The organism is Pseudomonas sp. NFX5, assembly GCF_049132125.1.
In the GTDB taxonomy this organism is placed as follows: Bacteria; Pseudomonadota; Gammaproteobacteria; order Pseudomonadales; family Pseudomonadaceae; genus Aquipseudomonas; species Aquipseudomonas marginalis.
In genome coordinates this window covers 1-26,973 of sequence record NZ_JAFMZG010000014.1, presented here as the reverse complement: position 1 = coordinate 26,973, position 26,973 = coordinate 1, and the positions used below count along the sequence as shown (strand labels likewise).

Genomic DNA, 26,973 nt, shown 5'->3' with positions numbered 1-26,973 from the left:
TGTTACCGCATTGTTACGATGGCGGTGTTACCGCTGTTACTGACGCGATTCAGCAACGGGGAGCCGTTCCAGGCCGACAAACGGGCAGGCTTCAAGCAGGGCACTGAGGCGCTTTCCATCCGGCAATTGCAATGCGGCAGGCGCCAGTTCGGCCAATGGGTACAACACAAACGCACGCAGGTGCATCTGGTAATGGGGCACCTTCAGGCGCGGTTCGTCGATCAGGCGATCGCCAAACAGCAGAATGTCCAGGTCAAGGGTGCGAGGGCCCCAACGCTCCAGGCGCTCGCGGCCCTGATCGTTTTCGATGGCTTGCAGCGCATCCAGCAGGTCAAGTGGCGCAAGGCGGCTGTCTAGGGCGGCAACCGCGTTGGTGTAGCGCGGTTGGCCCGGTAGCAGCGAATCACTTTGGTAAAAGGCGGAAACGCCGGCGACGCAAGTGTCTGGCAATTGTGCCAACGCCTCGACAGCGCTGCGCAATTGTTGATCCGGGGCAGCCAGGTTGCTGCCCATGCCGATGTAGATGCGTTCCACGTTTATTCGCCCGCGGCGCCCGAGGCATCGGCCGCACTGCGTTTACGCTTGGTGCCGCTGCGACGACGCTTCTTCGGCCCTGCGCCTTCGCCATCACCCTTGCTGCCGAGGTCGCGAATCATATCGCGGCGTTGGCTGTCATTGGCATCCTGATAGTCGGTCCACCATTCGCCCAGGCCGTCGGTCTGCTCACCGGCGCTTTCGCGCAGCAGCAGGAAGTCGTAGCCGGCACGGAAGCGCGGGTTGTCCAGCAGCAGGTCGGCTCGCTTGCCGCTGCGGCGCGGCAGGCGTTCCTGCATGTCCCAGATCTCGCGGATCGGCATCGTGAAACGTTTCGGGATAGCAATGCGCTGGCACTGTTCGGCGATCAGCTCGTGAGCGGCTTCCTGCATGGCCGGGATCGGCGGCATGCCACGCTCCTGCAGACGCAGTACGCGCTTGGGCAGGGCCGGCCACAACAGGGCGGCAAACAGGAACGCCGGCGTGACCGGTTTGTTCTGCTTGATGCGCAGGTCGGTATTGATCAAGGCTTCGCTGATCAGCGTGTGGGTATAAGTCGGGTTGTACTCCAGTGCTTCGGCGCTGGCCGGAAACAGTGGGTCGAACAACTGCAGGTCGACCAGCATTTCGAAGGTGTCGGCGGCGTAGCCGGAGAGGAACAGCTTGAGCACTTCTTCGAACAGACGCGCGGACGGGATTTCCCGCAGCATCGGTGCCAGCTCGCGTATCGGTGCGGCGGTGTGCTTTTCGATGCCGAAGTTGAGCTTGGCGGCGAAGCGCACGGCCCGCAGCATGCGCACCGGGTCTTCCTGATAGCGCTGCGTCGGGTCGCCGATCAGGCGGATCAGGTTATTGCGGATGTCGTGTACGCCATTGGCGTAATCGAGGATGCGTTCGCTGACCGGATCGTAATAGAGGGCATTGATGGTGAAGTCGCGGCGCTGCGCGTCTTCTTCCAGGGTGCCGTAGACGTTGTCGCGCAGGATACGCCCGCTCTCGTTGCGGGAAGACTGATTGGTATCTTCCTCTTCATCGTTTTGCGGGTGGCCGGCACGGAAGGTCGCGACCTCGATGATTTCGCGACCAAAATGGATATGCACCAGCTTGAAGCGGCGACCGATGATTCGCGCATTGCGAAACTCGGCACGCACTTGCTCAGGCGTGGCACTGGTGGCGACGTCGAAATCCTTAGGCGTGATATTGAGCAGCATGTCGCGTACGCAACCGCCCACCAAGTAGGCCTGGTAACCGGCGTTCTGCAACCGTTCGACGATATTCACCGCATAACGGCTGAATTGAGCGCGCTGCAACGAATGCTGGCTGCTGTTGAGCACTTCAGGCGTGCTGCGTTTGTGTTGCGTACGACGCAAGGGAGAACGGAATGACTGGAACAACTTCTTCAGCATGGGATGCACTGTTTGAAGGAATGTTCGGCCATAACGAAGAATGACCGCATGATGGGCGGGGATTCTAGCATTTAGTCAGGGGATGGTGTAGGAACAAGCTTCGGCGTTGCGCCATAAGCCTTAAATCGTCAAATCCCGGAAACTACAAGGGGAGCCGAAGCTCCCCCAGAAGTAGTTGCGTGCTCTATTTTTATTATTGATTTCGGGCTTCTTGTTTTTGTTGATCGCCCTCGCCATGAAGCTTCACCTTCATGACACTCCCAATCGGGAGTCAAGAGCAAACGGATTGCTTTGGTCGCTGTGTTGCTGATCTACGATCCAACCAGTTCAGGCTCTGCCTTAGGGCAGTTTTTGTTGTTCTCGGCCTGGTTGCGGGGCAAGCCCCAAATGCAACGCCTCTCCAAAAGAATCAGTTAGCTGCGCCTCCGCCGTGTTGTTTTTGTTATGCGTGAGTCGATTCGTCTTATTTTTATTGTCTTGTACAAAGCTTGTTATTGTTTTTGTACTAAGCATATAGCAGGGTGCGTGCCAACTTTTGCGTCGCCCAGCAAAACCGGGGGGTTGAGGTGGTTTTTGGTTTTTGAAGGGCGAAAAAAAGCCGGGGCTTCGTTACCGTAAGCCCCGGCTTTTGTTACGCGAAATATCCGCGGTAACAGTTTTTTCACATCGGAGGGTGTTACCTGTGGGGGCGCACCCTCAGCTTTCGCTGGCCACCCCGGTCTTGCGCCGTGGAATGCCCAGGCGCTGGCGGCGTTCCCACAGGCACTTACGGCTCACGCCCAGCTTGCGTGCCAACTCGGTCTCGGTCATGTGGTCCTGGTGCTCCAGGACGAAATGCTGGAAATAGTCTTCCAGTGACAAATCTTCCGTCGGCTCATGGCTGGTATTGCTGGCGCCGCCCTGTGTCGGGACCAGGCCGATGAAGTCGTCATCCTCCAAGTCACTGAGTTCAATATCGATACCCAGCAGCTCGGCGGAAATTTCCGGGCTTTCCGACAGGATCACCGCACGCTCGACCGCATTCTCCAGTTCCCGCACGTTACCCGGCCACGAGTAATGCCGAATCGCCTGCTCGGCGTCGGGCGCGAACGTCAGGTCGGTACGGTTGATACGTGCACTCTGGCGCAGCAGGAATGCGTTGGCGATCTCATTCACGTCGGCACCGCGCTCACGCAGGGCCGGCAATTTGAGCGCGATCACGTGCAGGCGGTAATACAAGTCTTCACGGAACTGACCGATCTTGGCCAGGCTCTTCAGGTCGCGGTGGGTGGCCGCGATCAGGCGTACGTCAACCTTCTGCGATTGCACCGAGCCTACACGGCGAATCTCACCTTCCTGCAGCACACGCAGCAGTCGCGCCTGGGCCTCCAGCGGCAACTCACCGATTTCATCAAGGAACAGCGTACCGCCGTCCGCCGCTTCCACCAGGCCCGCACGCCCAGCGCTGGCGCCGGTAAACGCGCCTTTCTCGTGGCCGAACAGTTCGGACTCGATCAGGGATTCGGGGATCGCCGCACAGTTCACCGAAATCATCGGCGCCTTGGCGCGTTTGGACAGGTTGTGCAGGGCGCGGGCCACCAGTTCTTTACCGGTGCCTGACTCGCCCTGGATCAGTACATTTGAGTCGGTGGGCGCGACTTTACGGATCTTGCCGTACAGGTCCTGCATCGGCGGGCAGGAGCCAATGATGCCGATCTCGCCGTTGCTGTTGTCGACCCCCGGTTTGTCGGTGCCGTTGGTCGCCTTGCCGGCGGGGCGCTGTTCGGCAGGCGCGCTGCTGGCTGACTGGCGGTCACGCAGGATGCGGGCCACGGCCTGGAGCATTTCATCGTGGTCAAACGGCTTGGCGATGTAGTCCACCGCACCCATTTTCATGGAATCAACCGCCGAGCGCAGGCTGGCGTAGCTGGTCATGATCAGCACCGGAGTGCCCTGGCCAAGCTTGATCAGCTCGGTGCCCGGTGCGCCGGGCAGGCGCAGGTCGCTGACAATCAGGTCGAACGTGGGGATGCTGAAACGCTCTTGTGCTTCCTGCACCGAGCCGGCTTCGCTGACCTGGTACTGATTACGTTCAAGCAGGCGACGCAAGGCAGAGCGGATAATGGTTTCGTCTTCGACGATCAAAATGTGCGGCATTGATTCAATTCTCTCGACGGTCTCAGTTCACAGCGGACGTCGCTTCGACATGACGCGGCAAGGTCACCCGAATACGGGTGCCGCGTTGGCTTTCGGTGTCAGCCGGGCTGTCGATGGTGATTTGTCCATAATGCTCTTCAACGATGGAATAGACCAGTGCAAGGCCCAGACCGGTACCTTCACCCGGGTCCTTGGTGGTGAAGAAGGGTTCGAACAATCGGTCCATGATGTTCTGTGGAATGCCGCTGCCTTCATCTTCGACGATCAAATCGACGGTATGTTCGAAAGCCTCGGTCTTGACGCGTACCGCACCACCGGCCGGGGTTGCGTCACGGGCGTTGGACAGCAGGTTGATCAGCACTTGGGCCAGGCGTTGTGAGTCGCCGTCGACCCAATGGTCGGGGTCGCACAAGTTGAAGAACTGTACTTCGAAATTGCGCCGGTTCAAGGCGAGCAGCCCAATGGCATCCTGGGCCACTTCGGCCAGGCACACGGCCTCATCCAGATTCTGATGGCCGCCGGCATGGGCAAAACTCATCAGCGACTGCACGATGCGCGAGACGCGCTTGGTCTGTTCGAGGATCTGCCCGCTGATTTCGATGATTTCGCCGTCCTCCTCACGCTCTTCCCGCAGGTTTTGCGCGAGGCAGGCGATACCGGTGATCGGGTTGCCGATTTCGTGGGCCACGCCCGCTGCCAGGCGACCAATGCTGGCCAGGCGCTCGGAGTGCACCAGCTTGTCTTCGAGCATCTGGGTTTCAGTCAGGTCTTCGACCAGCAGCACCAGGCCGCTGTTACCGGGAGCCAACGGTTCATCGATCGCGGCTTTGTGCAGGTTGAGCCAGCGGGTCTGGCCGTCGAGGGCCAGGTGTTGCTTGTGCAAATGCTCGTCGGGCAGGTTGATAAAACCCTGGAGCAGTTCTTTCCACGGATCGCCCAGGGTATTCAGGCGCGAGCCCACCACCCGTTGCGCGGCGATGCCGGTGAGTTCTTCCATGGCCTTGTTCCACATCAGGATCTCCTGATCCTTGGCCAGGGAACACACGCCCATCGGCAGTTCCTGCAGGGTCTGGCGGTGGTAGCGGCGCAGGGCGTCGAGTTCGGCCGCCAGGCCGGTGAGGCGTGAGTGGTAATCCTCCAGCCGGCTTTCGATGAAATGGATGTCCTCGGTGACGTAGTTTTCGCCGCCGGCCTTGTAGGGCAGGAAGGTTTCCACCATGTCCTGGGACACGCTGGGGCCCATCAGGCCGGACAGGTTGGCTTCGATGCGGTCGCGCAGGCGACGCAGCGCATATGGGCGGCGCTCGTCAAAGGGCAGGTACAGATCGCGCAGCGCCTGCTCGACTTCCTTTTGCGCAGCCTTGGCACCCAAGGGCTTGGCCAGTTGCGTGGCGAACTCCTGGGGCGAGGCCGCGTGCAGTTCGCGGCGTTGCGGTCGACGCACGTTATCCACCGCGCACGCCTCGGCGGCGCTGGTCTCTTCCGGGCTGGCGTTGGTGAACAGCGATATCAGGGTGAACATCAGTACGTTGGCGGCCAGCGAGGCAATCGCCGCCATGTGCCAGCTGGTGTCGTCCAGCACGTAGATCATGTTCAGCAGCGGAATGTAGAAACCCTGCAGGTTGCCGACCAACGGCAGTAGCATGGTGACGATCCATACCAGGATCCCGGCCAGCAGCCCGGCGATAAACCCACGGCGGTTGGCGGTCGGCCAGTACAGCACCGACAGCACTCCCGGCAGGAACTGCAAGGTGGCGACAAACGCGACAATGCCCAGGTTGGCCAGGTCCTGCCCGGCGCCGAGCAACAGGTAGAACCCGTAGCCGGCCATGATGATCGCGACGATGAGTGCGCGGCGCGTCCATTTCAGCCAGCGGTAGATATTGCCTTCGGCGGGCGGCTGGTACAGCGGCAGCACCAGGTGATTGAGGGCCATGCCCGATAGAGCCAGCGTCGTGACGATAATCAGCCCGCTGGCAGCAGACAAGCCGCCCACATACGCCAGCAGCGCCAACGCCGGGCTATTGGCGGCGATACCGATACCCAGGGTGAAATACTCGGGGTTGGTGGTGGCCCCCAGTTTCAGGCCGGCCCAGAGGATCAGCGGCACCGCAAGGCTCATCAACAGCAGGAACAGCGGCAAGCCCCAGCTGGCGCTGACCAGCGAGCGCGGGTTGAGGTTCTCGGTGAAGGTCATGTGGTACATGTGGGGCATTACGATCGCCGAGGCGAAGAACACCAGCAACAGTGTGCGCCATGGGCCTTCCTGCAACGGCGTGTGCAGGGCGGCGAGGGCGGTCTGGTTTTGCAGCAGCCACAGCTCCAGCTGTTGCGGGCCGTCGAACACGCCATAGAGCGCGTAGAGACCGACGCCGCCGATGGCGATCAGCTTGATCACCGATTCGAACGCAATCGCAAATACCAGCCCTTCGTGTTTCTCGCGGGTGGCGATGTGACGTGAGCCGAAGAAAATCGTGAACAGGCTGATCAGCGCACAGAACGCCAGGGCGACCCGGTGTTGCACCGGCTCGCGGGTCAGGATGCTGATGGAGTCGGCCACCGCCTGGATCTGCAGGGCCAGCAAGGGCAGCACGCCGATCAGCATGAACACCGTAGTCAATGCCCCGGCCCACGTGCTGCGGAAGCGGAAGGCGAACAGGTCGGCCAGTGACGACAACTGATAGGTGCGAGTAATTTTCAGGATCGGGTACAGCAGCACCGGTGCCAGCAGGAACGCGCCGGACACACCCAGGTAGCTGGAGAGAAAGCCGTAGCCGTATTGATAGGCCAGGCCGACGGTGCCATAGAACGCCCAGGCGCTGGCGTACACGCCGAGGGACAAGGTGTAGGTCAACGGATGGCGAATGATCGCCCGCGGAATCATTCCGCGCTCACTGATCCAGGCGACGCCGAACAGTGCCGCCAGGTAAGCGGCGCTGATCAGCAGCATCTGGGTGAGGCTAAAGCTCATCGGCATCTTTTTGGCTCTGCAGGATGAAGGTCACGACGATCAGGATCAGCCACAGCAGATAGGGGCGATACCAGGCGCCCGTGGCGTCGATCCACCAATCCATGATGGCGGGGGAAAACAAGTAGATCCCGACGACCAGCAGCAGGACCAATCGATAGATGTACATGTTGGCCTCTGATTAAAAAACTGCGGCGATGGTAACGGATGGCTGGCAGGCTGCAAGCGCCTTCAGCGTAATTGCGCTTCGGCCAGGGTCAGTGTGCGCGGGATCCTGCTGGCATCCCAGTGCACAATGCCCCAATCCAGCAACTCCCGTGGGCTGGCATGAAGCAGTTCGTCGCCAGGCTGCTGGCCAAGGGCGCGCAGGGCTCTCAATAGCAGCGGCGTGGCCTGGTCGGGATGCAGCGGCGGGGAACGATAGGACTTGCCCAACTTGTTACCGTCTGGCTGGACGATCAACGGTACGTGCAGATAGCGCGGCTGGCGCAGGCCCAGCAACTCCTGCAGGTACAGCTGGCGTGGCGTGGAGTCGAGCAGGTCGGCGCCGCGCACGATATCGGTAACCCCTTGCCAGGCATCGTCGAGCACCACGGCCAGTTGGTAGGCGTAGAGGCCATCGCGGCGACGGATGACGAAGTCGCCGACGTCACGGCCCAGGTGTTGTCGGAATTCTCCTTGTACGCGGTCAGTAAAGTGGTACTCCAGCTCGGGAACACGCAGGCGGATGGCGGCGTCCTGCTGGTCGTGACCGGCATTTCGGCACAGGCCTGGGTAAATCCCGTCGTAGGGCTCCAATTGTTTACGTGAACAGGTACAGGCGTAGGCCAGGCCGTGGTTGAACATATCGTTCAGTACCTTGGCGTAGGCGTCCTGCCGCTCGCTTTGTCGGACCAGTTCGCCATCCCACTCAAAGCCGTAGCTCTCCAGGGCATGCAGGATTGCCACCTGGGCGCCGGGCTCTTCGCGGGGCGGGTCGAGGTCTTCCATGCGCATCAGCCAGCGGCCGCGATTGGCGCGGGCGTCGAGGTAGGAGGCGAGGGCGGCGACCAGGGAACCGAAGTGCAGATGGCCGCTGGGCGTGGGGGCGAAACGCCCGATATAGGTAGAGGCAGTCATGGGCCGGATACTACTGGAAAATCGGTAAATCCCAGAAACAAAAATGGGGCGTTTCCACGCCCCATTCGTTCAGCTCGGCTGGATCACTTGCCGACCTGTTTTTCCTTGATTTCAGCCAAGGTCTTGCAGTCTACGCAGAGGTCCGCAGTAGGGCGGGCTTCCAGGCGACGGATACCGATCTCGACACCGCAGGATTCGCACCAGCCGTATTCTTCGTCTTCGATCAGTTGCAACGTCTTGTCGATTTTCTTGATCAGCTTGCGCTCGCGATCGCGGGCGCGCAGTTCGAGGGCGAACTCTTCTTCCTGGCTGGCACGATCTGCCGGGTCCGGGAAGTTGGCCGCTTCATCCTTCATATGGTCAACCGTGCGGTCGACTTCCTGCATCAAGTCCTGCTTCCACTGCTTCAGGATTTTGGAGAAGTGCTCGCGCATGGGCTTGCCCATGTATTCCTCACCCTTCGATTCAACGTAGGGTTGGAAGCCGCTGATGCTCTGTTGCTTTGCTTGGGTGGACATGAATAGACCGCCTCTCACTCTTCTAATCCATTGCGCAGGATTGCAACGTTACCGACACCTGCCGGCCCTGCGGCTGCAAGCGGGCGAACTTACCAGATAGATTCAGGGTGCGCCACTCCCGGTTGTCGACGCCCGTCACGCAGGGGTTGCCAACTGCAGCAGCCCGCTGTGGCTGGGTATGCATCGTCTCGAATGTTGATTTTAGTCGTTTTGCAAGCGCTTGCCGGGTTCATCTTGGACGGCCAGGCAGGCAATAGAGCATGTTTTACCGCGAGGGTTCGGTAGAATCCTGATTTTGTCCTCACCGTTAAGGAAGGCTAATGGCTCAGCCCTACAGTGCGCGCAGTCGCGCTATCGAACCTTTTCATGTCATGGCGTTGCTGGCGCGAGCCAATGAGCTGCAAGCGGCAGGCCATGATGTGATCCACCTGGAGATCGGCGAGCCGGATTTCACCACGGCCGAGCCGATCATCCAGGCCGGCCAGGCGGCGTTGGCCAATGGCAAGACCCGCTATACCGCGGCCCGTGGCCTGCCGGAATTGCGTGAAGCCATCAGCGGTTTCTACCAGCAGCGCTACGGATTGAACGTCGATCCCGAGCGTATCCTGATCACTCCCGGGGGCTCCGGCGCACTGTTGTTGGCCAGCAGCCTGTTGGTGGACCCCGGCAAGCATTGGCTGCTGGCAGACCCGGGTTACCCGTGTAACCGGCACTTCCTGCGCCTGGTGGAAGGTGCCGCGCAACTGGTGCCGGTAGGCCCTGAAGTGCGTTATCAACTGACCGCTGACCTAGTGGCCAGACACTGGGATCAGGACAGCGTGGGCGCGTTGGTTGCCTCCCCGGCGAATCCCACCGGCACGATCCTCACGCGCGATGAATTAGCCGGGCTTTCCGACGCAATCAAGGCGCGTAACGGCCATTTGGTGGTGGATGAGATCTATCACGGCCTGACCTACGGCACTGACGCCGCCAGCGTGCTGGAGGTCGACGATGAGGCCTTCGTCCTGAATAGTTTTTCGAAGTATTTCGGCATGACCGGCTGGCGCCTGGGCTGGCTGGTGGCGCCGCCGGCTGCGGTCGGCGACCTGGAAAAACTGGCGCAAAATCTGTATATCAGCGCGCCCAGCATGGCCCAGTATGCCGCGCTCGCCTGCTTTACCCCGCAAACCCTGAGCATTCTGGAGGAGCGCCGTGCCGAATTTGGCCGGCGTCGCGACTTCCTGCTGCCCGCTTTGCGCGAGTTGGGCTTCGGGATTGCCGTAGAGCCGGAAGGTGCGTTCTATTTGTACGCCGATATCAGTGCGTTCGGCGCAGATGCCTTCGCATTTTGTCGTCATTTCCTCGAAACCGAGCATGTCGCATTCACACCCGGTCTGGATTTTGGTCGCTATCAAGCGGGTCATCATGTGCGCTTTGCCTACACGCAAAACCTTGATCGGCTACAGGAGGCGGTGGAACGAATCCAGCGTGGCCTGCGGAGCTGGCAAGGCTGATGCGCTTTTATCCTCCCCTCGAAGAAGGCCGGCTGATTCGCCGCTATAAGCGCTTTCTCACCGATATCGAAACCGTTACCGGCGAGTTGTTGACTATTCACTGCCCAAATACCGGTTCGATGCTCAACTGCATGGTGGAAGGCGGGCAGGTCTGGTTCAGTCGCTCCAATGACCCCAAGCGCAAGTTGCCCGGCACCTGGGAAATTGCCGAAACGCCCCAGGGCCGCTTGGCGTGCGTTAACACGGCACGCGCCAATCCGTTGGTCGAGGAGGCGTTGCGCGCTGGCGTGATCACTGAACTCAACGGTTTCACCGCGTTGAAGCGGGAAGTGCCTTACGGCCAGGAGAAAAGCCGCATCGACTTTCGTCTCGAATATCCCGACGGCGCGGCGTATGTGGAAGTCAAAAGTGTCACGCTGGGGTTTGATGACACCCGGGTTGCTGCCTTCCCCGATGCGGTGACCCAGCGTGGCGCCAAGCACCTGCGGGAACTGGCGCATCTGGCGCGTGAAGGTGTGCGGGCGGTGCAATTGTATTGCGTCAACCTCTCGGGGATTGACGCGGTACGTCCGGCGCTGGAAATCGATGCCGCCTATGGTGCGGCCTTGCGCGAAGCTAAAGCTGCCGGGGTGGAAGTGTTGGCGTATGGGGTGCGCGTGACATCCGAGGAGATTTGCGTGGACCGTCGGTTAGACGTGCTGCTCGACTAGAGATCCACCCACAGGCCCTGTGCGTCTTCGCGACCGCGCAGGGCCTTGAGGCTTTTACCTGCGCATGGGCCGGCAATGCACTCGCCGCTTTCGATCAGGAACAGCGCGCCGTGGGTGGCGCATTGGATCAGGCTGGCGCTGTCGTCAAGGAACCGGTCGGGTTGCCACTCCAGTGGAATGCCGCGATGTGGGCAGCGGTTGATATAGAAGTAGGCGATGCCGTCCCGGCGTACCGCCAGCAGCGGCGTGCCATCCATCGTAAAACCGAGGCTGCTGTTGGGCGCGAGCGTGTCCGAGGGGCAGAGAAACTTCATTTCAATCCTTAAGTGCCTTGACGTTCAAATGCAAACAATTATCAAATGCAGGCTTCGCCCGTTAGCTGACTGGGTGCTCAGTTCGATGTCCGCCAGGGGTTATCTGTCACATCGATGAGTGCTCGAAAGGCCCTGCCCTTTGGAAGGAAACCCTGTTATGCGCCTGAGTGCCAGCGCTATTGCGCTTGTTGTCGGACTGCTGTTCAACCATGGGGCGCAAGCCTCTGAACTGCCACAACGCTGGGTGAGTGCCGGTGGGGCGCTGTCGGAATGGGTTACGGCGTTGGGCGGTGAGCCGAAGTTGGTCGGCGTGGACACCACCAGCCAGCATCCTGAATCGCTCAAGGCGTTGCCAAGTATCGGCTATCAGCGGCAATTGTCGGCCGAAGGCATTCTCAGCCTGCGCCCACAGGTGCTGGTGGGGACTGAAGAGATGGGGCCGCCACCGGTGCTGGCGCAGATTCGCAGTGCAGGTGTCCAGGTCGAGATGTTCTCGGCGCAGCCGGATTTGCCGACCTTGAAGGGTAATCTTCAGCACCTGGGCAAGTTGCTGGGAGATGAGGCTAAGGCCAGTGTATTGTTTACCGGATATGAACGGGCCCTTGATCAGCAGAAAAGCTGGGTCGCCAAGGCGCAGGCCGCGCAGAAGGCACCGGGCGTGTTACTGCTGATCGGTCATGCTGGCGGCAAGCCACTGATTGCCGGTAAGGACACCGCGGGCGATTGGGTGGTGCAGCAGGCGGGCGGGCATAACCTGGCTACCCACAGCGGGTACAAGCCGTTTTCGGCGGAGTCGTTGGCAGGGTTGAGCCCGGATGTGCTGGTGTTTGCCGATCGTGCCCTTACCGGAGACGCGGCGCGCGCGGCGTTGTTCAAGGAGAATCCGATCCTGGCTTCGACGCCGGCGGCCAAGCGTGGCCGCGTGTTCGAGCTTGACCCGACCCTGCTGGTTGGCGGGCTCGGGCCTCGTCTGCCGCAAAGTCTGGTGAAGCTCTCGGCCGGTTTTTACCCGTCACAGGCTAAACCTGCCCCATGACTACGCTGGTTAAGCCGAAAACGCTGTTCATCGGCCTGGCGCTGTTATGTCTGATGGCGACCTGGCTCTCGTTGGCACTGGGCCCGGTAAGCTTGCCGTTGCTGGATACACTCAAGGCGGCATTGCGCTTGATGGGCGTGCCGATAGAGGCGCAAGGCCTGGAGCAGGCTGAGTTGATCCTGGGGCAGATTCGTTTGCCGCGTACGTTGCTCGGTTTGGCGGTTGGCGGCGTATTGGCATTGTCCGGTGTGGCCATGCAAGGTTTGTTTCGTAACCCCCTGGCCGATCCGGGGTTGGTCGGGGTTTCCAGCGGGGCGGCACTGGGGGCGGCAATCGCCATTGTCGGCGGTGCGTTTTTTGGTGGGTTACCGGAGGCATTCGGGCCTTATGTGCTGTCGCTGTGCGCGTTTCTAGGCGGGCTGGGCGTGACCGCGCTGGTTTATCGGCTGGGGCGCCGTAACGGTCAGACCAATGTGGCGACGATGCTGCTTGCCGGCATTGCCCTCACCGCACTGGCAAGCTCGGCAGTGGGCCTGTTCACCTACCTGGCGGACGACGCCACCCTGCGCACCCTGACGTTCTGGAACCTTGGCAGCCTCAACGGCGCGAGCTATTCGCGGTTATGGCCCTTATTGCTGGTCAGTGCCGGTGTGGCGCTCTGGTTGCCGCGCCGGGCCAAGGCGTTGAATGCGCTGTTGCTCGGCGAATCCGAGGCCAATCACCTGGGAATTGATGTTGAAGGGCTCAAGCGCGAGTTGGTGTTCTGTACCGCATTAGGTGTAGGTGCTGCGGTGGCTGCGGCGGGCATGATTGGTTTTGTCGGGCTGGTGGTGCCGCATCTGGTCAGGTTGCTGGCCGGGCCTGATCACCGCGTGCTGTTGCCGGCGTCGATATTGGCGGGCGCGAGTTTGTTGCTGTTTGCCGACTTGGTTGCGCGACTGGCCTTGGCGCCGGCTGAATTGCCGATTGGTATCGTGACTGCGTTTATTGGTGCGCCGTTTTTTCTTTACCTGTTGTTACGGGGGCGTGCCTGATGCTGCGTGTTGAAGGCCTGCAGATCCGGCGTGGCCACAAGGTCGTGCTGGCGGACGTCACTCTGGAGTTGCTGCCGGGTGAAGTGATCGGTGTGCTGGGTCCCAATGGTGCGGGCAAGAGTACGTTGCTGGGGGCGTTGTGCGGCGAGTTGCACCCGGATCAGGGCAAGGTGTGGTTGGGGCAGCAGGCGTTGAAAGACTGGAGCGGACCGCAGCGCGCGCAACGGCTGGCGGTGTTGCCACAAACCTCGACCCTGGACTTCGCGTTCCGTGTCGAAGAGGTGGTCGGCATGGGCCGTTTGCCCCACCAGGCGGGGCGTGTGCGCGATGATGAAATTATCCACGCAGCCTTGCTGGCGGCGGATGTCGCACACTTGAAAGGTCGCAGTTACTTGGCGCTGTCTGGTGGCGAGCGTCAACGTGTGCACTTGGCGCGGGTGCTGGCGCAACTATGGCCGGGTGAGGCGGGGCAGGCATTGCTGCTGGATGAGCCGACATCGATGCTGGACCCCCTGCATCAGCACACGACCCTGCAAGCGATCCGCCGCTTTGCCGATCGTGGTGCGGCGGTGCTGGTGATCCTCCATGACCTGAACCTGGCCGCGCGCTACTGTGATCGCATTTTGCTGCTGGAGCAGGGCCGTCCCCACGCGTTGGATACACCGGCGCAGGTGCTGCGGCCCGAGCCGCTTAAGGCCGTGTTTGGTTTGGAAGTATTGGTTCAGCCGCACCCGGAGCGGGGCCACCCGTTAATCATTGCTCGCTGAGGCGTGCTTTTTCACAGGCAAAAAAAGACCCGGCAAAAGCCGGGTCAAATAACCGTGATTAGCCTGATGAGGAGATAATCTGAGAGTCCGAACCAATGGTCTTTCAGTTATCGGCTGATCTCGCGACCAGTTGTGATAATCATAACGATTCTCATTTGAGAGTCAACAGTTGTTTTTGAAGGATCTGCGTTTTTCCTCAAACGTCCGTTCGAAGTGCGCATAAACATTGGGCCTTGCTGACGATCTAGCTCTTCTGGCGCGCTGAAATGGCATCCAGCTGGCGGTTCAACGCCTCCTTACGCTCGACCGGAATGTCATTCCAGTGCACGTCCATCAGGGCCCCTTCGATCGCATAGAGCAACACTTTTGATGCGCGAAACCCGCGAGTCCTGACGGCTCGATACGCATCGACCGCTCCCAGGCGGCGCAAGTCGGATGCACTGTGGATGCCCACCGCATGCAGCCACTGCGCTGACGTCTTGCCGAGGTTTTTCAGGTGTTGCAGCTCATCGTTCATCAAGCCTCCTTGCGACGGCCGAATGGTGCGGTGGGTATCGTGACCAGGCAGGCCTGAACAGCAGTGTAGCGCTCAGTAGGAAAAGCGTAGTTCTTTGGTCCGAAACGGCCAAAAAGCTTATAAGAATGGCGCGGGGATTTTGACGCGGGGCAGGCGTGAAGCACCCGCTACGCGTTGCGCGTAGTCGGGCTTGGATCGAATCTTACTTGGTGCGGTAGCGCAGTCGCGTGCCGAAATTGACCGACATGAGGATCTCATCGGCAGTCAATTCAGGCGGGAAGTAGGTGCCCGAAATCTGCGCATGGGCCAGGCTGGCGCCTTCCAGTGAGCAGTCGCGCAAATCCAGGCCGCGCAAGTCGGCGGAGCGGAAATACGCGTCGGTGAAGTCCACGCCGGTGGCGTTCAGGTCGCGCAGGTCCAGTCCACGGAAGTCGCCACCACGCATGTCGATAATGCCGCCTGCAGGGCGTTCCTGGTTGAAACCACGGATATCGTCTTTATGCAGGAGTGCGTAGAGCGGTGTATCTAGAAGCTTGGGCTGACTCATGAAAACGACTCCTGTTGGAATTATGACGCCATTATAGTGCCACTATTTCTTGGGCGTGCGTCCAAGTAGACGACACGCCCAAGAAATTTTTCTTACAGACCTGGCAGGCGCTGGCGAATTTGTGCGACCAACGCATCGAGGGTCCCGCTTTGATTGGTCTCGACGCGTTTACTCAGTAACAGTTCTTCAGCGGTCAGTGGGTCACGGTTGGCCTGTTGTTCTTCGATAACGCTCAGGGTCGCGTCGGATGGATCGTTTTTGTCGGCCTGACGTTGCGCCAACCAACTGGTGATAACCGCCTGTGGCGCGTTGCAGTCCAGGATCAGGAAAGGCGCCCCCGTGGCTTCGGCCACTTTGGCTGCGGCGTCGCGTTGTTCGCGTTTGAGGAAGGTGGCATCCAGTACTACCGGGAAGCCGGCGCGCAGCACGGTATCCGCGATGTCATTCAAGCGAGCGTAGGTCCTGGCGCTGGCGTCGGACGCATAGATGCCGGCCTGGGGCGTGTTTTCCACCTGCTGCGCGCCGAACATGCGCTTGCGCTCCACGTCCGAGCGCAGGCGTACAGCGCCCAATGCTTCCACCAGGCGCATGGCCACGTGGCTTTTGCCCACTGCCGAGACGCCATGGGTAATTGCCAGGAAGCGCGATGGAATGGTGCTGTAGCTTTCCGCCAGGTTGGCGTAGTTGCGGTATTGGCGCAGGGTGGTGGCGCGCTGTACCGGGCTTGCCTCGCTCGGCATGCTGAACAGCGACACCTTGGCACGCACCAGGGCGCGGTAGGCTTTGTAGAAGTTCAGCACTTCAAGGCCCTGATAGTCACCGGTCAGTTCCAGGTACTGGCTGATAAAGCGCCGCGCCAGGGACTTGAGGCCGCGGTCTTCTAGGTCCATGGCCAGGAAAGCGGTGTCGGCGTACACATCGGTGAAGCGAAACGGCTCGTTGAACTCGATGCAGTCGAAGATCACCACGTTGCCGTCAATCAAGGTGGCGTTGCCGAGGTGGATATCACCGTGGCACTCGCGGGTGAAACCGTCGAGCTTGCGCTGTGCCAGCAGCGGTTTCAGGCGCTCGAAGCTGCTTTCGGCCCAGGCTTGCAGGGCTTCCAGTTGAATCAGGTCGGCCTTGTCGCTGAGGAATGGACGGATCTGGTCGAAGTTCTGCCGTACCGGCGCCATCACTTCATCGGGGGTGCCGGCCGCGTGGTCCTGCGGCACTTTTGGTGCGGTGAGGTGAAAGCGTGCGATCTGCCTGGCCATTTCATCGATGTGCGTGGCGGTCAATTCGCCATTGGCCTGCAAAGTGCTGAGCAATTGGCTTTGCGGGAACTGACGCATCTTCAGGGCATATTCGATCACCGGGCCGTCGCCACCCAATTGTGGGGCTTCGGCTGTACCGGTAATCGGCAACACTTCCAGATACAGATCTGTGGTCAGGCGTTGGTTGAGGCGCAGTTCTTCGTTGCAGAAGTGCCCGCGTTTCTCCAGGTCGGTGAAGTCCAGGAACCCGAAGTTCATCGGTTTCTTCAATTTATAGGCATAGGGGCCGGTCAGGACCACCCATGAAATATGCGTTTCGATGACCTGGAACGCTTCAACCGGATGAGGGTACAAAGCCGGGTTTTGCAGGGCTGCGATCAGTGACTGGCTCACGGGCGATCCTTCAGAGTCGGGGGGAGATCATGGCGCGCATTATGGCTGCTACGGGCGGTCGTGCAAACCGCTGTCCGGCTCATGTTGATCATCAATAAAGTGCGTATAATCCGCCGCCATGACTCGAACCCGATCTCCCCGTTCCCGTAAAAAACCTCCTTCCCGCGGCCTGCGCCCGTGGCTTGGCTGGGCGCTCAAGCTCGGCCTTGTAGGCCTTGTGGTGCTCGCTGGCTTTGCGGTGTACCTCGACGCTGTGGTCCAGGAGAAGTTCTCCGGCAAGCGCTGGACTATCCCGGCCAAGGTGTACGCACGCCCGCTGGAACTGTTCACCGGCCAGAAGCTGAGCAAGGATGACTTCCTCACCGAACTCGACGCCCTGGGCTATCGACGCGAACCCGTGAGCAATGGTCCGGGGGCGGCTGCGGTCAGCGGCAACACCGTCGACCTCAATACTCGCGGTTTTCAGTTCTATGAAGGGCTGGAGAAAGCCCAGCCTGTGCGCGTGCGCTTCTCCGGCGACTACGTGGCCGAACTGTCGTCCCTCAACGGCTCGAAGTTGCCGGTGGTACGCCTTGAACCGCTGATGATCGGCGGGATTTACCCGAAGAACCTTGAAGATCGCATCCTGATCAAGCTTGATCAGGTGCCGCCGTATCTACTGGAAACGTTGGTGGCTGTAGAGGACCGCGACTTTTATAGTCACAGGGGCGTTTCGCCGAAGTCGATTGCCCGTGCCGTCTGGGTGAATACTTCCGGCGGCAGGATGACCCAGGGCGGCAGTACGCTGACCCAGCAGTTGGTGAAGAACTTCTACCTGACCAACGAGCGCAGCCTGACCCGTAAGCTCACCGAAGCCATGATGGCGATGCTGCTCGAGTTGCACTACAGCAAGCAGGAGATCCTTGAGGCGTACCTCAACGAGGTATTCGTCGGCCAGGATGGTCAGCGCGCGGTGCACGGCTTCGGTTTGGCCAGCCAGTTCTTCTTCGGTCAACCGCTGTCGGAGTTGAAGCTGCATCAAGTGGCCTTGTTGGTGGGCATGGTCAAGGGGCCTTCCTACTACAACCCGCGTCGTAATCCGGAGCGTGCGCTTGAGCGCCGTAACCTGGTGCTCGATGTGCTTGAACAGCAAGGCGTTGCCACGGCGGAACAAGTGGCCGCGGCGAAGAAAATGCCACTGGGTGTGACAACCCGCGGGAAGTTGGCGGACAGTTCATTCCCAGGCTTTATCGATCTGGTAAAGCGCCAGTTGCGTGAAGACTATCGCGACGAAGACTTGACCGAAGAAGGCCTGCGGATCTTCACCAGCTTCGACCCGATCCTGCAGATGAAGGCAGAAGCATCGGTCAACGACACCTTCAAGCGCCTGACGGGCCGTAAGGGCGCCGACGAAGTAGAAGCCGCCATGGTGGTGACCAACCCGGAAACCGGTGAAGTCCAGGCCATGATCGGCAGTCGCCAGGCCAGCTTTGCCGGTTTCAACCGCGCACTGGATGCCGTGCGGCCGATCGGCTCGCTGGTCAAGCCGGCGGTCTACCTGACGGCGCTGGAAAAACCGAGCAAATACACCCTCACCAGTTGGCTGTCGGATGACCCGCTGTCGGTCAAGGGGGGCGACGGCCAGGTCTGGACGCCGCAGAACTTTGATCGCCGCTCCCACGGCACGGTGTTCCTGTATCAGGGCTTGGCCCATTCCTACAACATTTCCACGTCCCGGCTCGGCTTGGAGGTTGGCGTGCCGAATGTCCTCAAGACACTGGCGCGCCTGGGCATCACCCGCGAATTCCCGGCTTTCCCGTCGATTCTGCTGGGGGCCGGTGCCATGACGCCGATTGAAGTGGCGACCATGTACCAGACCCTTGCCAACGGTGGCTTCAACACCCCTATGCGCGGGATCCGCAGTGTACTGACGGCGGAGGGGGAGCCGCTCAAGCGCTATCCGTTCCAGATTCAGCAACGCTTTGACGCGGGCTCCATCTATCTGATCCAGAACGCCATGCAACGTGTGATGCGTGAAGGTACCGGCAGCTCGGTCTATAAAGTCTTGCCTTCCAACCTGACACTGGCGGGCAAGACCGGTACCAGTAACGACTCGCGCGACAGTTGGTTCGCAGGTTTCGGCCAGGATGTGCTCGCCGTGGTATGGCTGGGCCGTGACGACAATGGCAAGACGCCGTTCACCGGTGCCACCGGCGCGCTGCAGGTCTGGACCAGTTTCATGCGCAAGGCCGACCCGCTGCCGTTGAACATGCCGCAGCCGGATAACATCGTGCAGGCCTGGATTGATCCGCATACCGGCCAGGGCTCCGATGCCAACTGTCCGGGCGCGGTGCAGATGCCGTATATTCGCGGCAGCGAACCACCAGCCGGTGCTGCGTGCGGTGGCGGAGCCCCTGCAGATGCGGAATCGGTGATGGATTGGGTCAAGGGCTGGATGAATTAAGCAAAGAGGGTTTCAAGTGAACAAGTGGTGGATTCCAGCTATTACAGCTCTGGCTTTGCTCGGCGGTTGCTCCAGCGTGCAGCGCGGCTCTATTCCTGTGGTGGATTCGAGTACAGCTGTCTCCAATAATGACCGTATCTCGGCCAATGGCGGTTTCCGCCAAACCGTGACCAACCGTCCGGCCCAGGCCAGGCCTCAGGCCGTGCCGCAGGATTCGGGTGTGGTCGTGATGGTGCCGGGCGGCGGTGCAGCTACCTCGGCGCCAATCAGTGCCGAGCCTTGGACGCCTGGGCCAAGCACCTCCGGGCCGATCGATGCCGCGCCGATGCAGACCGCGCCGATCAACCAGGGTACCTACACCATGCCGTCGACGCCGAGTGGCATTCCATCGTCCTCCAGCGCTGGCGGCTTGTCAGCCGACGAGCAATTGGACGGCCCGGTGCTGGCCTTGCTGACCACCGCGCAGCAACAGCAGGCGGGTGGTGACTTGAATGGTGCGTCATCCAGCCTTGAGCGTGCGCAACGTGTTGCTCCGCGCGAGCCGCAAGTGCTGTATCGCCTGGCCCAGGTACGCATGGCCCAGGGCGATGCGCCCCAGGCCGAACAATTTGCTCGTCGTGGTCTCACGCTGGCCAACGGTCGTCCCGACCTGCAAGCCAGCCTGTGGGCGTTGATCGGCGATGCGCGTGCAGCACAAGGTGACGCTGCCGGCGCTGCCCAGGCTCGGCAAAAAGCCAAGGTCAGCCTCTGATGGATGCACGGTTTCCCGCGATTGCCGAACAGTTATTGCTGATCGAGCGCGAATTGCGCGTGCAGGGCTGGTGGGATGAGGTGTTCCCAAGCGTCGAGGCGCTCAGCAGCGTCGAGCCGTTTGCGGTCGACACACTGGACTTCCACCAGTGGTTGCAATGGATCTTCCTGGTGCGCATGAAACAGATCCTCGAACAGGACCTGCCGTTGCCGAATGCTTCAGGCATTCTCGAAATGGCCGAGATGGTCTATGCCGATCGGCCGCGAGAGAGCCTTGGCTTGCGTAATGCGCTGAAAAAGTTCGATCAACTGATCGTCGACGCTCGTTAATTGCCTGGCTGCCGGTTTTTCCGGCAGTCTTGCGCACATTTCTACCGCTTGACGACATTCAGGCGAGTTTTATCCCTCCTCAAAGCCCTTTCTTCTACGTTCTCATGCGCTTAGTTGGAAAAAAGCGCAATTATTGCTTGACTTGAGAGGCCTGAAACAGAAGAATCCAAAGTCCGCTGTATCGGGACTGCCAGAAGCAGGCCCGCTCAGCAGATCATGAGGCGCACATCCGCGCCGACCTGTTACACCCGCAACGCGTTACCTCGCGCTGGGTGGGAAAAGCCCGCAACACTTGGGACGATCCCAATACTTGCTCAGTCAGTGCTGACGTAGTCGGCGACCACCGTCGCTCATGCTCTGTTGAGAAGTAAACCTATTAAGACCCGTCGGTTTTCAACGGACGGTATTCTGGCGTTTTAGAGGTGAACAACGTGGAGCTTTTATCTGGCGGTGAGATGCTCGTCCGCTTTTTGCGTGACGAAGGCGTCAACTATATCTACGGGTACCCAGGTGGTGCTCTGCTGCATGTTTACGACGCACTGTTCAAGGAACCGGCTGTTACCCACATCCTGGTTCGCCACGAACAGGCCGCGACCCATATGGCTGACGGTTATGCCCGTGCCACCGGTAAAGCCGGTGTGGTACTGGTAACCTCCGGCCCAGGCGCAACCAATGCCATTACTGGCATCGCGACTGCTTATATGGACTCCATCCCGATGGTGATCATTTCCGGCCAGGTGCCAAGCACCATGGTGGGGACCGATGCGTTCCAGGAAACCGACATGATCGGTATCTCCAGGCCGATAGTGAAACACAGCTTCATGATCAAGCATGCGTCGGAAATCCCGGACGTCATGAAAAAGGCCTTCTACCTCGCGCAGTCCGGTCGCCCGGGTCCAGTCGTGGTCGATATCCCGAAAGACATGACCAACCCGGCTGAAAAATTCGAATACGTTTTCCCGAAGAAAGCCAAGCTGCGTTCCTACAGCCCGGCCGTTCGTGGACACTCGGGGCAAATCCGCAAGGCGGCAGAAATGCTCCTGGCGGCCAAGCGTCCCGTGTTGTACTCAGGTGGTGGCGTGATCCTGGGCGGCGGTTCTGCACCGCTGACCGAACTGGCCAAGCTGCTCAACCTGCCGGTCACCAACACCCTGATGGGCCTCGGCGCATTCCCGGGTACGGACCGTCAGTTCGTGGGCATGCTGGGCATGCACGGCAGCTACACCGCCAACCTGACCATGCACCACGCCGACGTGATCCTGGCAGTGGGCGCGCGTTTTGATGACCGCGTGATCAATGGCGCGAGCAAGTTCTGCCCGAATGCCAAGATCATCCATATCGACATCGACCCGGCGTCCATCTCCAAGACCATCAAGGCCGATGTGCCGATCGTAGGTCCGGTAGAAAGTGTATTGACCGAAATGGTCGCTGCACTCAAGGACATCGGCGAGACGCCGAACAAGGAATCCGTTGCCAGCTGGTGGAAGCAGATCGACGAATGGCGTGGTGACCGTGGCCTGTTCCCTTACGACAAGGGCGACGGCAGCATCATCAAGCCACAAACCGTGATCGAGACCCTCTGCGAAGTGACCAAGGGCGACGCCTTTGTGACCTCCGATGTGGGCCAGCACCAGATGTTCGCCGCGCAGTACTACAAGTTCGACAAGCCTAACCGCTGGATCAACTCCGGTGGCCTGGGCACGATGGGCTTTGGTTTCCCGGCAGCCATGGGGGTGAAGCTGAGTTTCCCGGACGCTGACGTTGCCTGCGTCACTGGTGAAGGCAGCATTCAGATGAACATCCAGGAGCTGTCGACGTGCCTGCAGTACGGTCTTCCTGTGAAGATTGTCTGCTTGAACAACGGCGTGCTGGGCATGGTTCGTCAGTGGCAGGACATGAGCTACGGTAGCCGTCACTCCCATTCCTATATGGAATCGTTGCCGGATTTCATCAAATTGGTTGAGGCTTATGGCCACGTTGGCATTCGCATCACCGATCTGAAAGATCTGAAGCCGAAGATGGAAGAAGCGTTCGCCATGAAGGACCGCCTGGTGTTCATCGATATTCAGGTGGATACCAGTGAGCACGTCTACCCGATGCAGATCAAAGACGGCTCTATGCGCGACATGTGGCTGAACAAGACGGAGCGTACTTAATCATGCGGCACATTATCTCCCTGCTTCTGGAGAACGAACCCGGCGCTCTGTCTCGTGTTGTCGGCCTGTTTTCGCAACGCAACTACAACATCGAAAGCCTGACCGTGGCGCCGACCGAAGACCCGACTTTGTCGCGCCTGACGTTGACCACCGTGGGCCACGATGAGGTGATCGAGCAGATCACCAAGAACCTCAACAAGCTGATCGAAGTGGTCAAGCTGGTCGACCTGTCGGAAAGTGCCCACATCGAGCGCGAGCTGATGCTGGTCAAGGTCAAGGCTACGGGTGCCCAACGTGCCGAGATCAAGCGCACTACCGATATTTATCGCGGGCAGATCGTCGATGTGAGCGCCAGTGTTTATACCGTTCAACTGACCGGTACGAGCGACAAGCTGGACAGCTTCATCCAGTCGATCGGGACGGCCTCGATTCTGGAAACGGTACGCAGTGGTGTCACCGGGATTGCCCGTGGCGACAAAGTACTCAGCATCTAACCCAAATTAGCGAATGGCCTTACGGCCTGGATATATAGAGGAACCTCATGAAAGTTTATTACGATAAAGATTGTGACCTGTCGATCATCCAGGGCAAGAAAGTCGCCATCATCGGCTACGGCTCCCAGGGTCACGCGCAAGCCTGCAACCTGAAAGACTCCGGCGTTGACGTGACTGTTGGCCTGCGTAAAGGCTCGGCCACCGTTGCCAAGGCTGAAGCCCACGGCCTGAAAGTGACTGACGTTGCTTCTGCAGTTGCTGCCGCCGACCTGGTCATGATCCTGACCCCGGACGAGTTCCAGTCCGCGCTGTACAAGAACGAAATCGAGCCGAACATCAAGAAGGGCGCCACCCTGGCCTTCTCCCACGGCTTCGCGATCCACTACAACCAGGTTGTACCGCGCGCAGACCTCGACGTGATCATGATCGCGCCGAAGGCACCGGGCCACACCGTACGCTCCGAGTTCGTCAAAGGCGGTGGTATCCCTGACCTGATCGCGATCTACCAGGATGCTTCGGGCAACGCCAAGAACGTTGCGCTGTCTTACGCTGCTGGTGTGGGTGGCGGTCGTACCGGCATCATCGAAACCACCTTCAAGGACGAGACCGAAACCGACCTGTTCGGTGAGCAGGCCGTTCTGTGCGGCGGTACCGTTGAGCTGGTTAAAGCCGGTTTCGAAACCCTGGTTGAAGCTGGCTACGCGCCGGAAATGGCCTACTTCGAATGCCTGCACGAACTGAAGCTGATCGTTGACCTCATGTACGAAGGCGGTATCGCCAACATGAACTACTCGATCTCCAACAACGCCGAATACGGCGAGTACGTGACTGGCCCGGAAGTCATCAACGCCGAGTCCCGCCAAGCTATGCGCAACGCCCTGAAACGTATTCAGGACGGCGAGTACGCCAAAATGTTCATCAGCGAAGGTGCTACCGGCTACCCTTCGATGACCGCCAAGCGTCGTAACAACGCTGCTCACGGTATCGAAGTCATCGGCGAGCAACTGCGCTCCATGATGCCGTGGATCGGTGCCAACAAGATCGTCGACAAAGCCAAAAACTAAGTCGTACGTATCAACAGAAAACGCGGCTTAGGCCGCGTTTTTTCGTTTGAGGGGCGGGTTCTGGTATAAAGCTGCATCGTTTGCGGGCGAACACTCGCCGCAAGTATTGGTCGAATTTTTTTCACACCGTTGCAAGGTAAAGTCCATGAGCGAACGTCCCGAAGAGCCAAGCCAGGCTTCTGACGCCGAAAGCCTGCTACCGATCGATGAACATGTCGAAGAAGGGCATGACGCTGAAGGCCGTAAGGTCCGGCATCGTGGCATCTATTTGCTGCCCAATCTGTTCACTACGGCAAACCTGTTTGCCGGGTTCTATTCCATCATCAACTCAATGAGTGCCCAAAGCGCCCTGGCGGCGGGTGATGCGGCGAGCGCCAGCAAGTATTTCGGCTTTGCTGCCATCGCGATTTTCGTGGCCATGGTGCTGGATGGCCTTGATGGTCGTGTGGCGCGCATGACCAACACCCAAAGCGCCTTTGGTGCCGAGTATGACTCGCTATCGGACATGGTTGCCTTTGGTGTTGCACCTGCACTGCTGGCCTTCGCCTGGGCGCTGGGTGATATGGGTAAGGTTGGCTGGATGGTCGCCTTCATCTATGTTGCGGGTGCGGCGTTGCGCCTGGCTCGCTTCAATACCCAGGTGGGGACTGCTGACAAGCGTTACTTCATCGGTCTGGCCAGTCCGGCAGCGGCGGGCGTGGTGGCGGGTATCGTCTGGGCGTTCAGCGACTACGGCATCCAGGGTTCGAAAATGTCGTTCCTGGTGGCGTTGATGGTTGCTGCTGCCGGTATGCTGATGGTCAGCAATATCAAGTACAACAGCTTCAAGGAGCTTGACCTCAAGGGGCGCGTACCTTTCGTGGCGATCCTGGCAGTGGTACTGGTGTTTGCGGTGGTCTTCAGTGATCCTCCTCGGATTCTGCTGTTGGCCTTCCTGGTCTACGCCGCTTCGGGGCCGATTCAGTACTTGCTGCATATGCGCCGGGACAAAACGTTGCCTTAATGTAATTTCCCCCATACTCCGCAGTCTATTGGTGCATCAGTTCTCCAATGCTGCGGAGTTGCCATGTTAATCAAATTGCCCAAAGCGTCCGATTGCCAAGAATCGGATGTCACGCCTGAATCGTTCTACCTTTCTCGCCGTAGCTTGCTCGGTGGTGCGCTTGCCGGCATTGCTGCCAGCAGCCTGCCGCGTTGGGTCAGTGCTGACGAGGCCGCGCGTTATCCCGATGTTGAGCCTGGCAAGGCGCCCAATTGGTTTGCCGAAAAATTGCCGGCAACGAAATGGCAGGCGGTGACGGTCAAGGATGAGTCCATCACCCCCTTCAAGGACGCAACCCACTACAACAATTTCTATGAGTTTGGTACAGACAAGGGTGATCCTGCGAAAAATGCAGGCTCACTCAAGACCGAGCCCTGGAGTGTGGTGATCGATGGCGAGGTTGCAAAGCCGGGGCGTTACGCCCTTGAAGACTTCATGAAGCCCTATCAATTAGAAGAGCGGATCTACCGTTTACGCTGTGTCGAGGCGTGGTCGATGGTCATCCCGTGGATGGGTTTTCCGATCTCTGCCTTACTCAAGCAGGTTGAGCCGACCTCCAAGGCCAAATACATCCGCTTTGAAACCCTCCAGGATGCCAAGAGCATGCCTGGGCAGCGTTCGAGTTTTGGCTTGATTGACTGGCCTTATGTAGAAGGGCTGCGTCTGGATGAAGCGATGAACCCTTTGGCGATTCTTGCCGTTGGCATGTATGGGCGCGAGTTGCCCAATCAGAACGGTGCACCGTTGCGTCTGGTCGTACCTTGGAAGTACGGTTTCAAGAGCGTGAAATCCATCGTGCGTATCAGTCTTGTAAGCGAGCAGCCCAAAACCACTTGGCAGAGTATTGCGGCGGATGAGTATGGCTTCTATGCGAATGTGAACCCTACGGTGGATCATCCCCGCTGGACCCAGGCGCGGGAGCGTCGTCTGCCAAGTGGGCTGTTCAGTCCCAATGTGCGTGAGACGCAGATGTTCAATGGCTACTCGGATGAGGTCGCCTCTTTATATACAGGCCTCGATCTGCGGAAGAACTACTGATGCGTTACCCCATCTGGCGCATTGGCGTTTTTATAGCTGCGGCAGTGTGGCCGTTATTATGGCTGTATGAGGCATGGAGTTTTGCCTTGGGGCCGGATCCGGGCAAGGTGCTGGTTGATCGGCTTGGCCTGGGTACCCTGATCCTCTTGCTGATTACCCTTGGAATGACGCCGCTGCAGAAACTGAGCGGTTGGGCGGGGTGGATCGCGGTGCGCCGGCAGCTTGGATTGTGGTGCTTTGCCTATGTAGTGCTGCATTTGGCGGCTTACTGTGTGTTTGTCCTGGGGCTGGATTGGTCGCAATTGGGTGTGGAGCTGCGTAAGCGGCCCTACATTATTGTGGGGGCGCTGGGGTTCTTGTCTTTGTTGGTGTTGGCACTCACGTCGAATCGCTATAGCCAACGCCGACTGGGTAGTCGCTGGAAGAAGCTGCATCGGCTGGTGTATGTGATTCTTGGGCTTGGTCTGTTGCACATGCTGTGGATCGTGCGGGCTGATCTGAAGGAATGGGCTATCTATGCTTCTATAGGTGCGTTGCTTCTGGTACTGCGTGTACCGCCAGTGGCGCGCCGAATCCCCCGACGTATTACTAAAAAAGCAACCACTGCAACAAAAGCGTAATTAACGCTTGACCGCAGATTGTAGACGTCTATAATTCGCCCCACTTCCGGCGCAGTCGAAACGTAAAACTCCTTGGTAAACAACGAGTTATGCAGAATAAAGCAGCGGATTGCTTCAGTTCATCGAAGCCCAGAAGGCGTTGGTAGGGTCGTGTTGTTTGACGCTATTAACGATTCGATCTTCTCGGTCGAAAGCGGAGAAAAAGAGGTGTTGACAGCAGCGTGTAACGCTGTAGAATTCGCCTCCCGCTGACGAGAGATCGGAAGCGCAAGTGGTTGAAGTTGTTGA

General features: G+C 59.5%; 25 protein-coding genes. 14 read left to right on the top strand and 11 right to left on the bottom strand.

All coding sequences use genetic code 11. From position 1 onward, the window contains the following. Positions 1 to 36: 36 nt before the first annotated feature. From folK to dksA, 7 genes are all read right to left on the bottom strand, one after another. Positions 37 to 534: a 2-amino-4-hydroxy-6-hydroxymethyldihydropteridine diphosphokinase gene (gene folK, locus J1N02_RS08850; protein ID WP_027605380.1), complete on the bottom strand. Its 498-nt coding sequence runs from the start codon at positions 532 to 534 to the stop codon at positions 37 to 39. 2 nt (positions 535 to 536) lie between these two features. Further along, on the bottom strand, positions 537 to 1,940 hold the full coding sequence (locus J1N02_RS08845; RefSeq protein ID WP_027605381.1) for a polynucleotide adenylyltransferase PcnB: 1,404 nt from the start codon (positions 1,938 to 1,940) through the stop codon (positions 537 to 539). A 696-nt stretch (positions 1,941 to 2,636) separates the two neighbouring features. Next, positions 2,637 to 4,076, bottom strand: a complete 1,440-nt coding sequence (locus tag J1N02_RS08840) for a sigma-54-dependent transcriptional regulator (RefSeq protein WP_421147285.1) — start codon at positions 4,074 to 4,076, stop codon at positions 2,637 to 2,639. Positions 4,077 to 4,098: 22 nt separating this feature from the next. Further along, positions 4,099 to 7,053 (bottom strand): sensor histidine kinase, encoded by a 2,955-nt coding sequence (locus J1N02_RS08835; protein ID WP_027605383.1) that lies wholly within the window; start codon positions 7,051 to 7,053, stop codon positions 4,099 to 4,101. Next, positions 7,037 to 7,213 carry a hypothetical protein gene (locus J1N02_RS08830; protein WP_003176118.1) on the bottom strand — a complete coding sequence of 59 codons (177 nt, stop codon included), beginning with the start codon at positions 7,211 to 7,213 and terminating at the stop codon, positions 7,037 to 7,039. Before J1N02_RS08830 ends, J1N02_RS08835 begins: the two co-directional genes overlap by 17 nt. Positions 7,214 to 7,275: 62 nt before the next feature. Beyond that, a complete protein-coding gene (gene gluQRS, locus J1N02_RS08825; protein ID WP_146478300.1) occupies positions 7,276 to 8,163 on the bottom strand; it encodes a tRNA glutamyl-Q(34) synthetase GluQRS in 888 nt (295 codons plus the stop codon). Between the two features lie 83 nt (positions 8,164 to 8,246). Continuing rightward, positions 8,247 to 8,681, bottom strand: coding sequence for an RNA polymerase-binding protein DksA (gene dksA / locus J1N02_RS08820; protein ID WP_005791430.1), 435 nt, complete (start codon positions 8,679 to 8,681; stop codon positions 8,247 to 8,249). Positions 8,682 to 9,001: 320 nt separating this feature from the next. On the opposite strand from dksA, the gene J1N02_RS08815 reads away from it, so the two are divergent. Then, a complete protein-coding gene (locus J1N02_RS08815; protein WP_027605385.1) occupies positions 9,002 to 10,174 on the top strand; it encodes a pyridoxal phosphate-dependent aminotransferase in 1,173 nt (390 codons plus the stop codon). Continuing rightward, a complete protein-coding gene (gene sfsA, locus J1N02_RS08810; RefSeq protein ID WP_027605386.1) occupies positions 10,174 to 10,884 on the top strand; it encodes a DNA/RNA nuclease SfsA in 711 nt (236 codons plus the stop codon). The genes J1N02_RS08815 and sfsA overlap by 1 nt, the downstream gene beginning before the upstream one ends. Here sfsA and J1N02_RS08805 read toward each other — a convergent pair. Beyond that, positions 10,881 to 11,198 (bottom strand): Rieske (2Fe-2S) protein, encoded by a 318-nt coding sequence (locus J1N02_RS08805; RefSeq protein ID WP_027605387.1) that lies wholly within the window; start codon positions 11,196 to 11,198, stop codon positions 10,881 to 10,883. The genes sfsA and J1N02_RS08805 overlap by 4 nt on opposite strands. A 157-nt stretch (positions 11,199 to 11,355) precedes the next feature. Between J1N02_RS08805 and J1N02_RS08800 the strand changes: the two genes are divergently transcribed. Genes J1N02_RS08800 through J1N02_RS08790 form a run of 3 tightly spaced genes read left to right on the top strand, consistent with a single transcriptional unit; the run spans position 11,356 to position 14,035 of the window. Beyond that, positions 11,356 to 12,234, top strand: a complete 879-nt coding sequence (locus J1N02_RS08800; RefSeq protein ID WP_421147284.1) for a heme/hemin ABC transporter substrate-binding protein — start codon at positions 11,356 to 11,358, stop codon at positions 12,232 to 12,234. Between the two features lie 50 nt (positions 12,235 to 12,284). After that, the gene (locus tag J1N02_RS08795; RefSeq protein ID WP_177327727.1) at positions 12,285 to 13,268 is read left to right on the top strand and encodes a FecCD family ABC transporter permease; all 984 of its coding nucleotides are present in this window, start codon (positions 12,285 to 12,287) and stop codon (positions 13,266 to 13,268) included. Beyond that, the gene (locus J1N02_RS08790; protein WP_098480923.1) at positions 13,268 to 14,035 is read left to right on the top strand and encodes a heme ABC transporter ATP-binding protein; all 768 of its coding nucleotides are present in this window, start codon (positions 13,268 to 13,270) and stop codon (positions 14,033 to 14,035) included. Before J1N02_RS08795 ends, J1N02_RS08790 begins: the two co-directional genes overlap by 1 nt. A gap of 244 nt (positions 14,036 to 14,279) precedes the next feature. Here the strand turns inward: J1N02_RS08790 and J1N02_RS08785 are convergent, their stop codons facing one another. The 3 genes from J1N02_RS08785 to J1N02_RS08775 form a co-directional block, all read right to left on the bottom strand. Next, positions 14,280 to 14,552 carry a TfoX/Sxy family protein gene (locus tag J1N02_RS08785; RefSeq protein WP_027605391.1) on the bottom strand — a complete coding sequence of 91 codons (273 nt, stop codon included), beginning with the start codon at positions 14,550 to 14,552 and terminating at the stop codon, positions 14,280 to 14,282. Between the two features lie 202 nt (positions 14,553 to 14,754). Continuing rightward, positions 14,755 to 15,099 (bottom strand): pentapeptide repeat-containing protein, encoded by a 345-nt coding sequence (locus J1N02_RS08780; RefSeq protein ID WP_027605392.1) that lies wholly within the window; start codon positions 15,097 to 15,099, stop codon positions 14,755 to 14,757. Positions 15,100 to 15,191: 92 nt separating this feature from the next. Further along, positions 15,192 to 16,748, bottom strand: a complete 1,557-nt coding sequence (locus J1N02_RS08775) for an AAA family ATPase (protein WP_421147283.1) — start codon at positions 16,746 to 16,748, stop codon at positions 15,192 to 15,194. 118 nt (positions 16,749 to 16,866) lie between these two features. On the opposite strand from J1N02_RS08775, the gene mrcB reads away from it, so the two are divergent. The 9 genes from mrcB (at position 16,867) to msrQ (ending at position 26,685) form a co-directional block, all read left to right on the top strand. Beyond that, positions 16,867 to 19,191, top strand: coding sequence for a penicillin-binding protein 1B (mrcB, locus tag J1N02_RS08770; RefSeq protein ID WP_421147282.1), 2,325 nt, complete (start codon positions 16,867 to 16,869; stop codon positions 19,189 to 19,191). Positions 19,192 to 19,207: 16 nt separating this feature from the next. Next, positions 19,208 to 19,942 (top strand): tetratricopeptide repeat protein, encoded by a 735-nt coding sequence (locus tag J1N02_RS08765; protein ID WP_027605395.1) that lies wholly within the window; start codon positions 19,208 to 19,210, stop codon positions 19,940 to 19,942. Beyond that, positions 19,942 to 20,271 carry a YqcC family protein gene (locus J1N02_RS08760; RefSeq protein WP_421147281.1) on the top strand — a complete coding sequence of 110 codons (330 nt, stop codon included), beginning with the start codon at positions 19,942 to 19,944 and terminating at the stop codon, positions 20,269 to 20,271. Before J1N02_RS08765 ends, J1N02_RS08760 begins: the two co-directional genes overlap by 1 nt. A gap of 431 nt (positions 20,272 to 20,702) precedes the next feature. After that, positions 20,703 to 22,427 (top strand): acetolactate synthase 3 large subunit, encoded by a 1,725-nt coding sequence (locus J1N02_RS08755; protein ID WP_421147280.1) that lies wholly within the window; start codon positions 20,703 to 20,705, stop codon positions 22,425 to 22,427. A gap of 2 nt (positions 22,428 to 22,429) precedes the next feature. Further along, positions 22,430 to 22,921 (top strand): acetolactate synthase small subunit, encoded by a 492-nt coding sequence (gene ilvN, locus J1N02_RS08750; RefSeq protein ID WP_003176102.1) that lies wholly within the window; start codon positions 22,430 to 22,432, stop codon positions 22,919 to 22,921. A gap of 47 nt (positions 22,922 to 22,968) precedes the next feature. After that, the gene (gene ilvC, locus J1N02_RS08745; RefSeq protein ID WP_003176099.1) at positions 22,969 to 23,985 is read left to right on the top strand and encodes a ketol-acid reductoisomerase; all 1,017 of its coding nucleotides are present in this window, start codon (positions 22,969 to 22,971) and stop codon (positions 23,983 to 23,985) included. Between the two features lie 145 nt (positions 23,986 to 24,130). Further along, complete coding sequence (gene pssA / locus J1N02_RS08740) at positions 24,131 to 24,988, top strand: CDP-diacylglycerol--serine O-phosphatidyltransferase (RefSeq protein ID WP_027605398.1); 858 nt, start codon at positions 24,131 to 24,133, stop codon at positions 24,986 to 24,988. A 63-nt stretch (positions 24,989 to 25,051) separates the two neighbouring features. Continuing rightward, positions 25,052 to 26,065 carry a protein-methionine-sulfoxide reductase catalytic subunit MsrP gene (gene msrP / locus J1N02_RS08735; protein ID WP_027605399.1) on the top strand — a complete coding sequence of 338 codons (1,014 nt, stop codon included), beginning with the start codon at positions 25,052 to 25,054 and terminating at the stop codon, positions 26,063 to 26,065. Further along, on the top strand, positions 26,065 to 26,685 hold the full coding sequence (gene msrQ, locus J1N02_RS08730; RefSeq protein WP_421147279.1) for a protein-methionine-sulfoxide reductase heme-binding subunit MsrQ: 621 nt from the start codon (positions 26,065 to 26,067) through the stop codon (positions 26,683 to 26,685). Before msrP ends, msrQ begins: the two co-directional genes overlap by 1 nt. Positions 26,686 to 26,973: the final 288 nt, after the last annotated feature.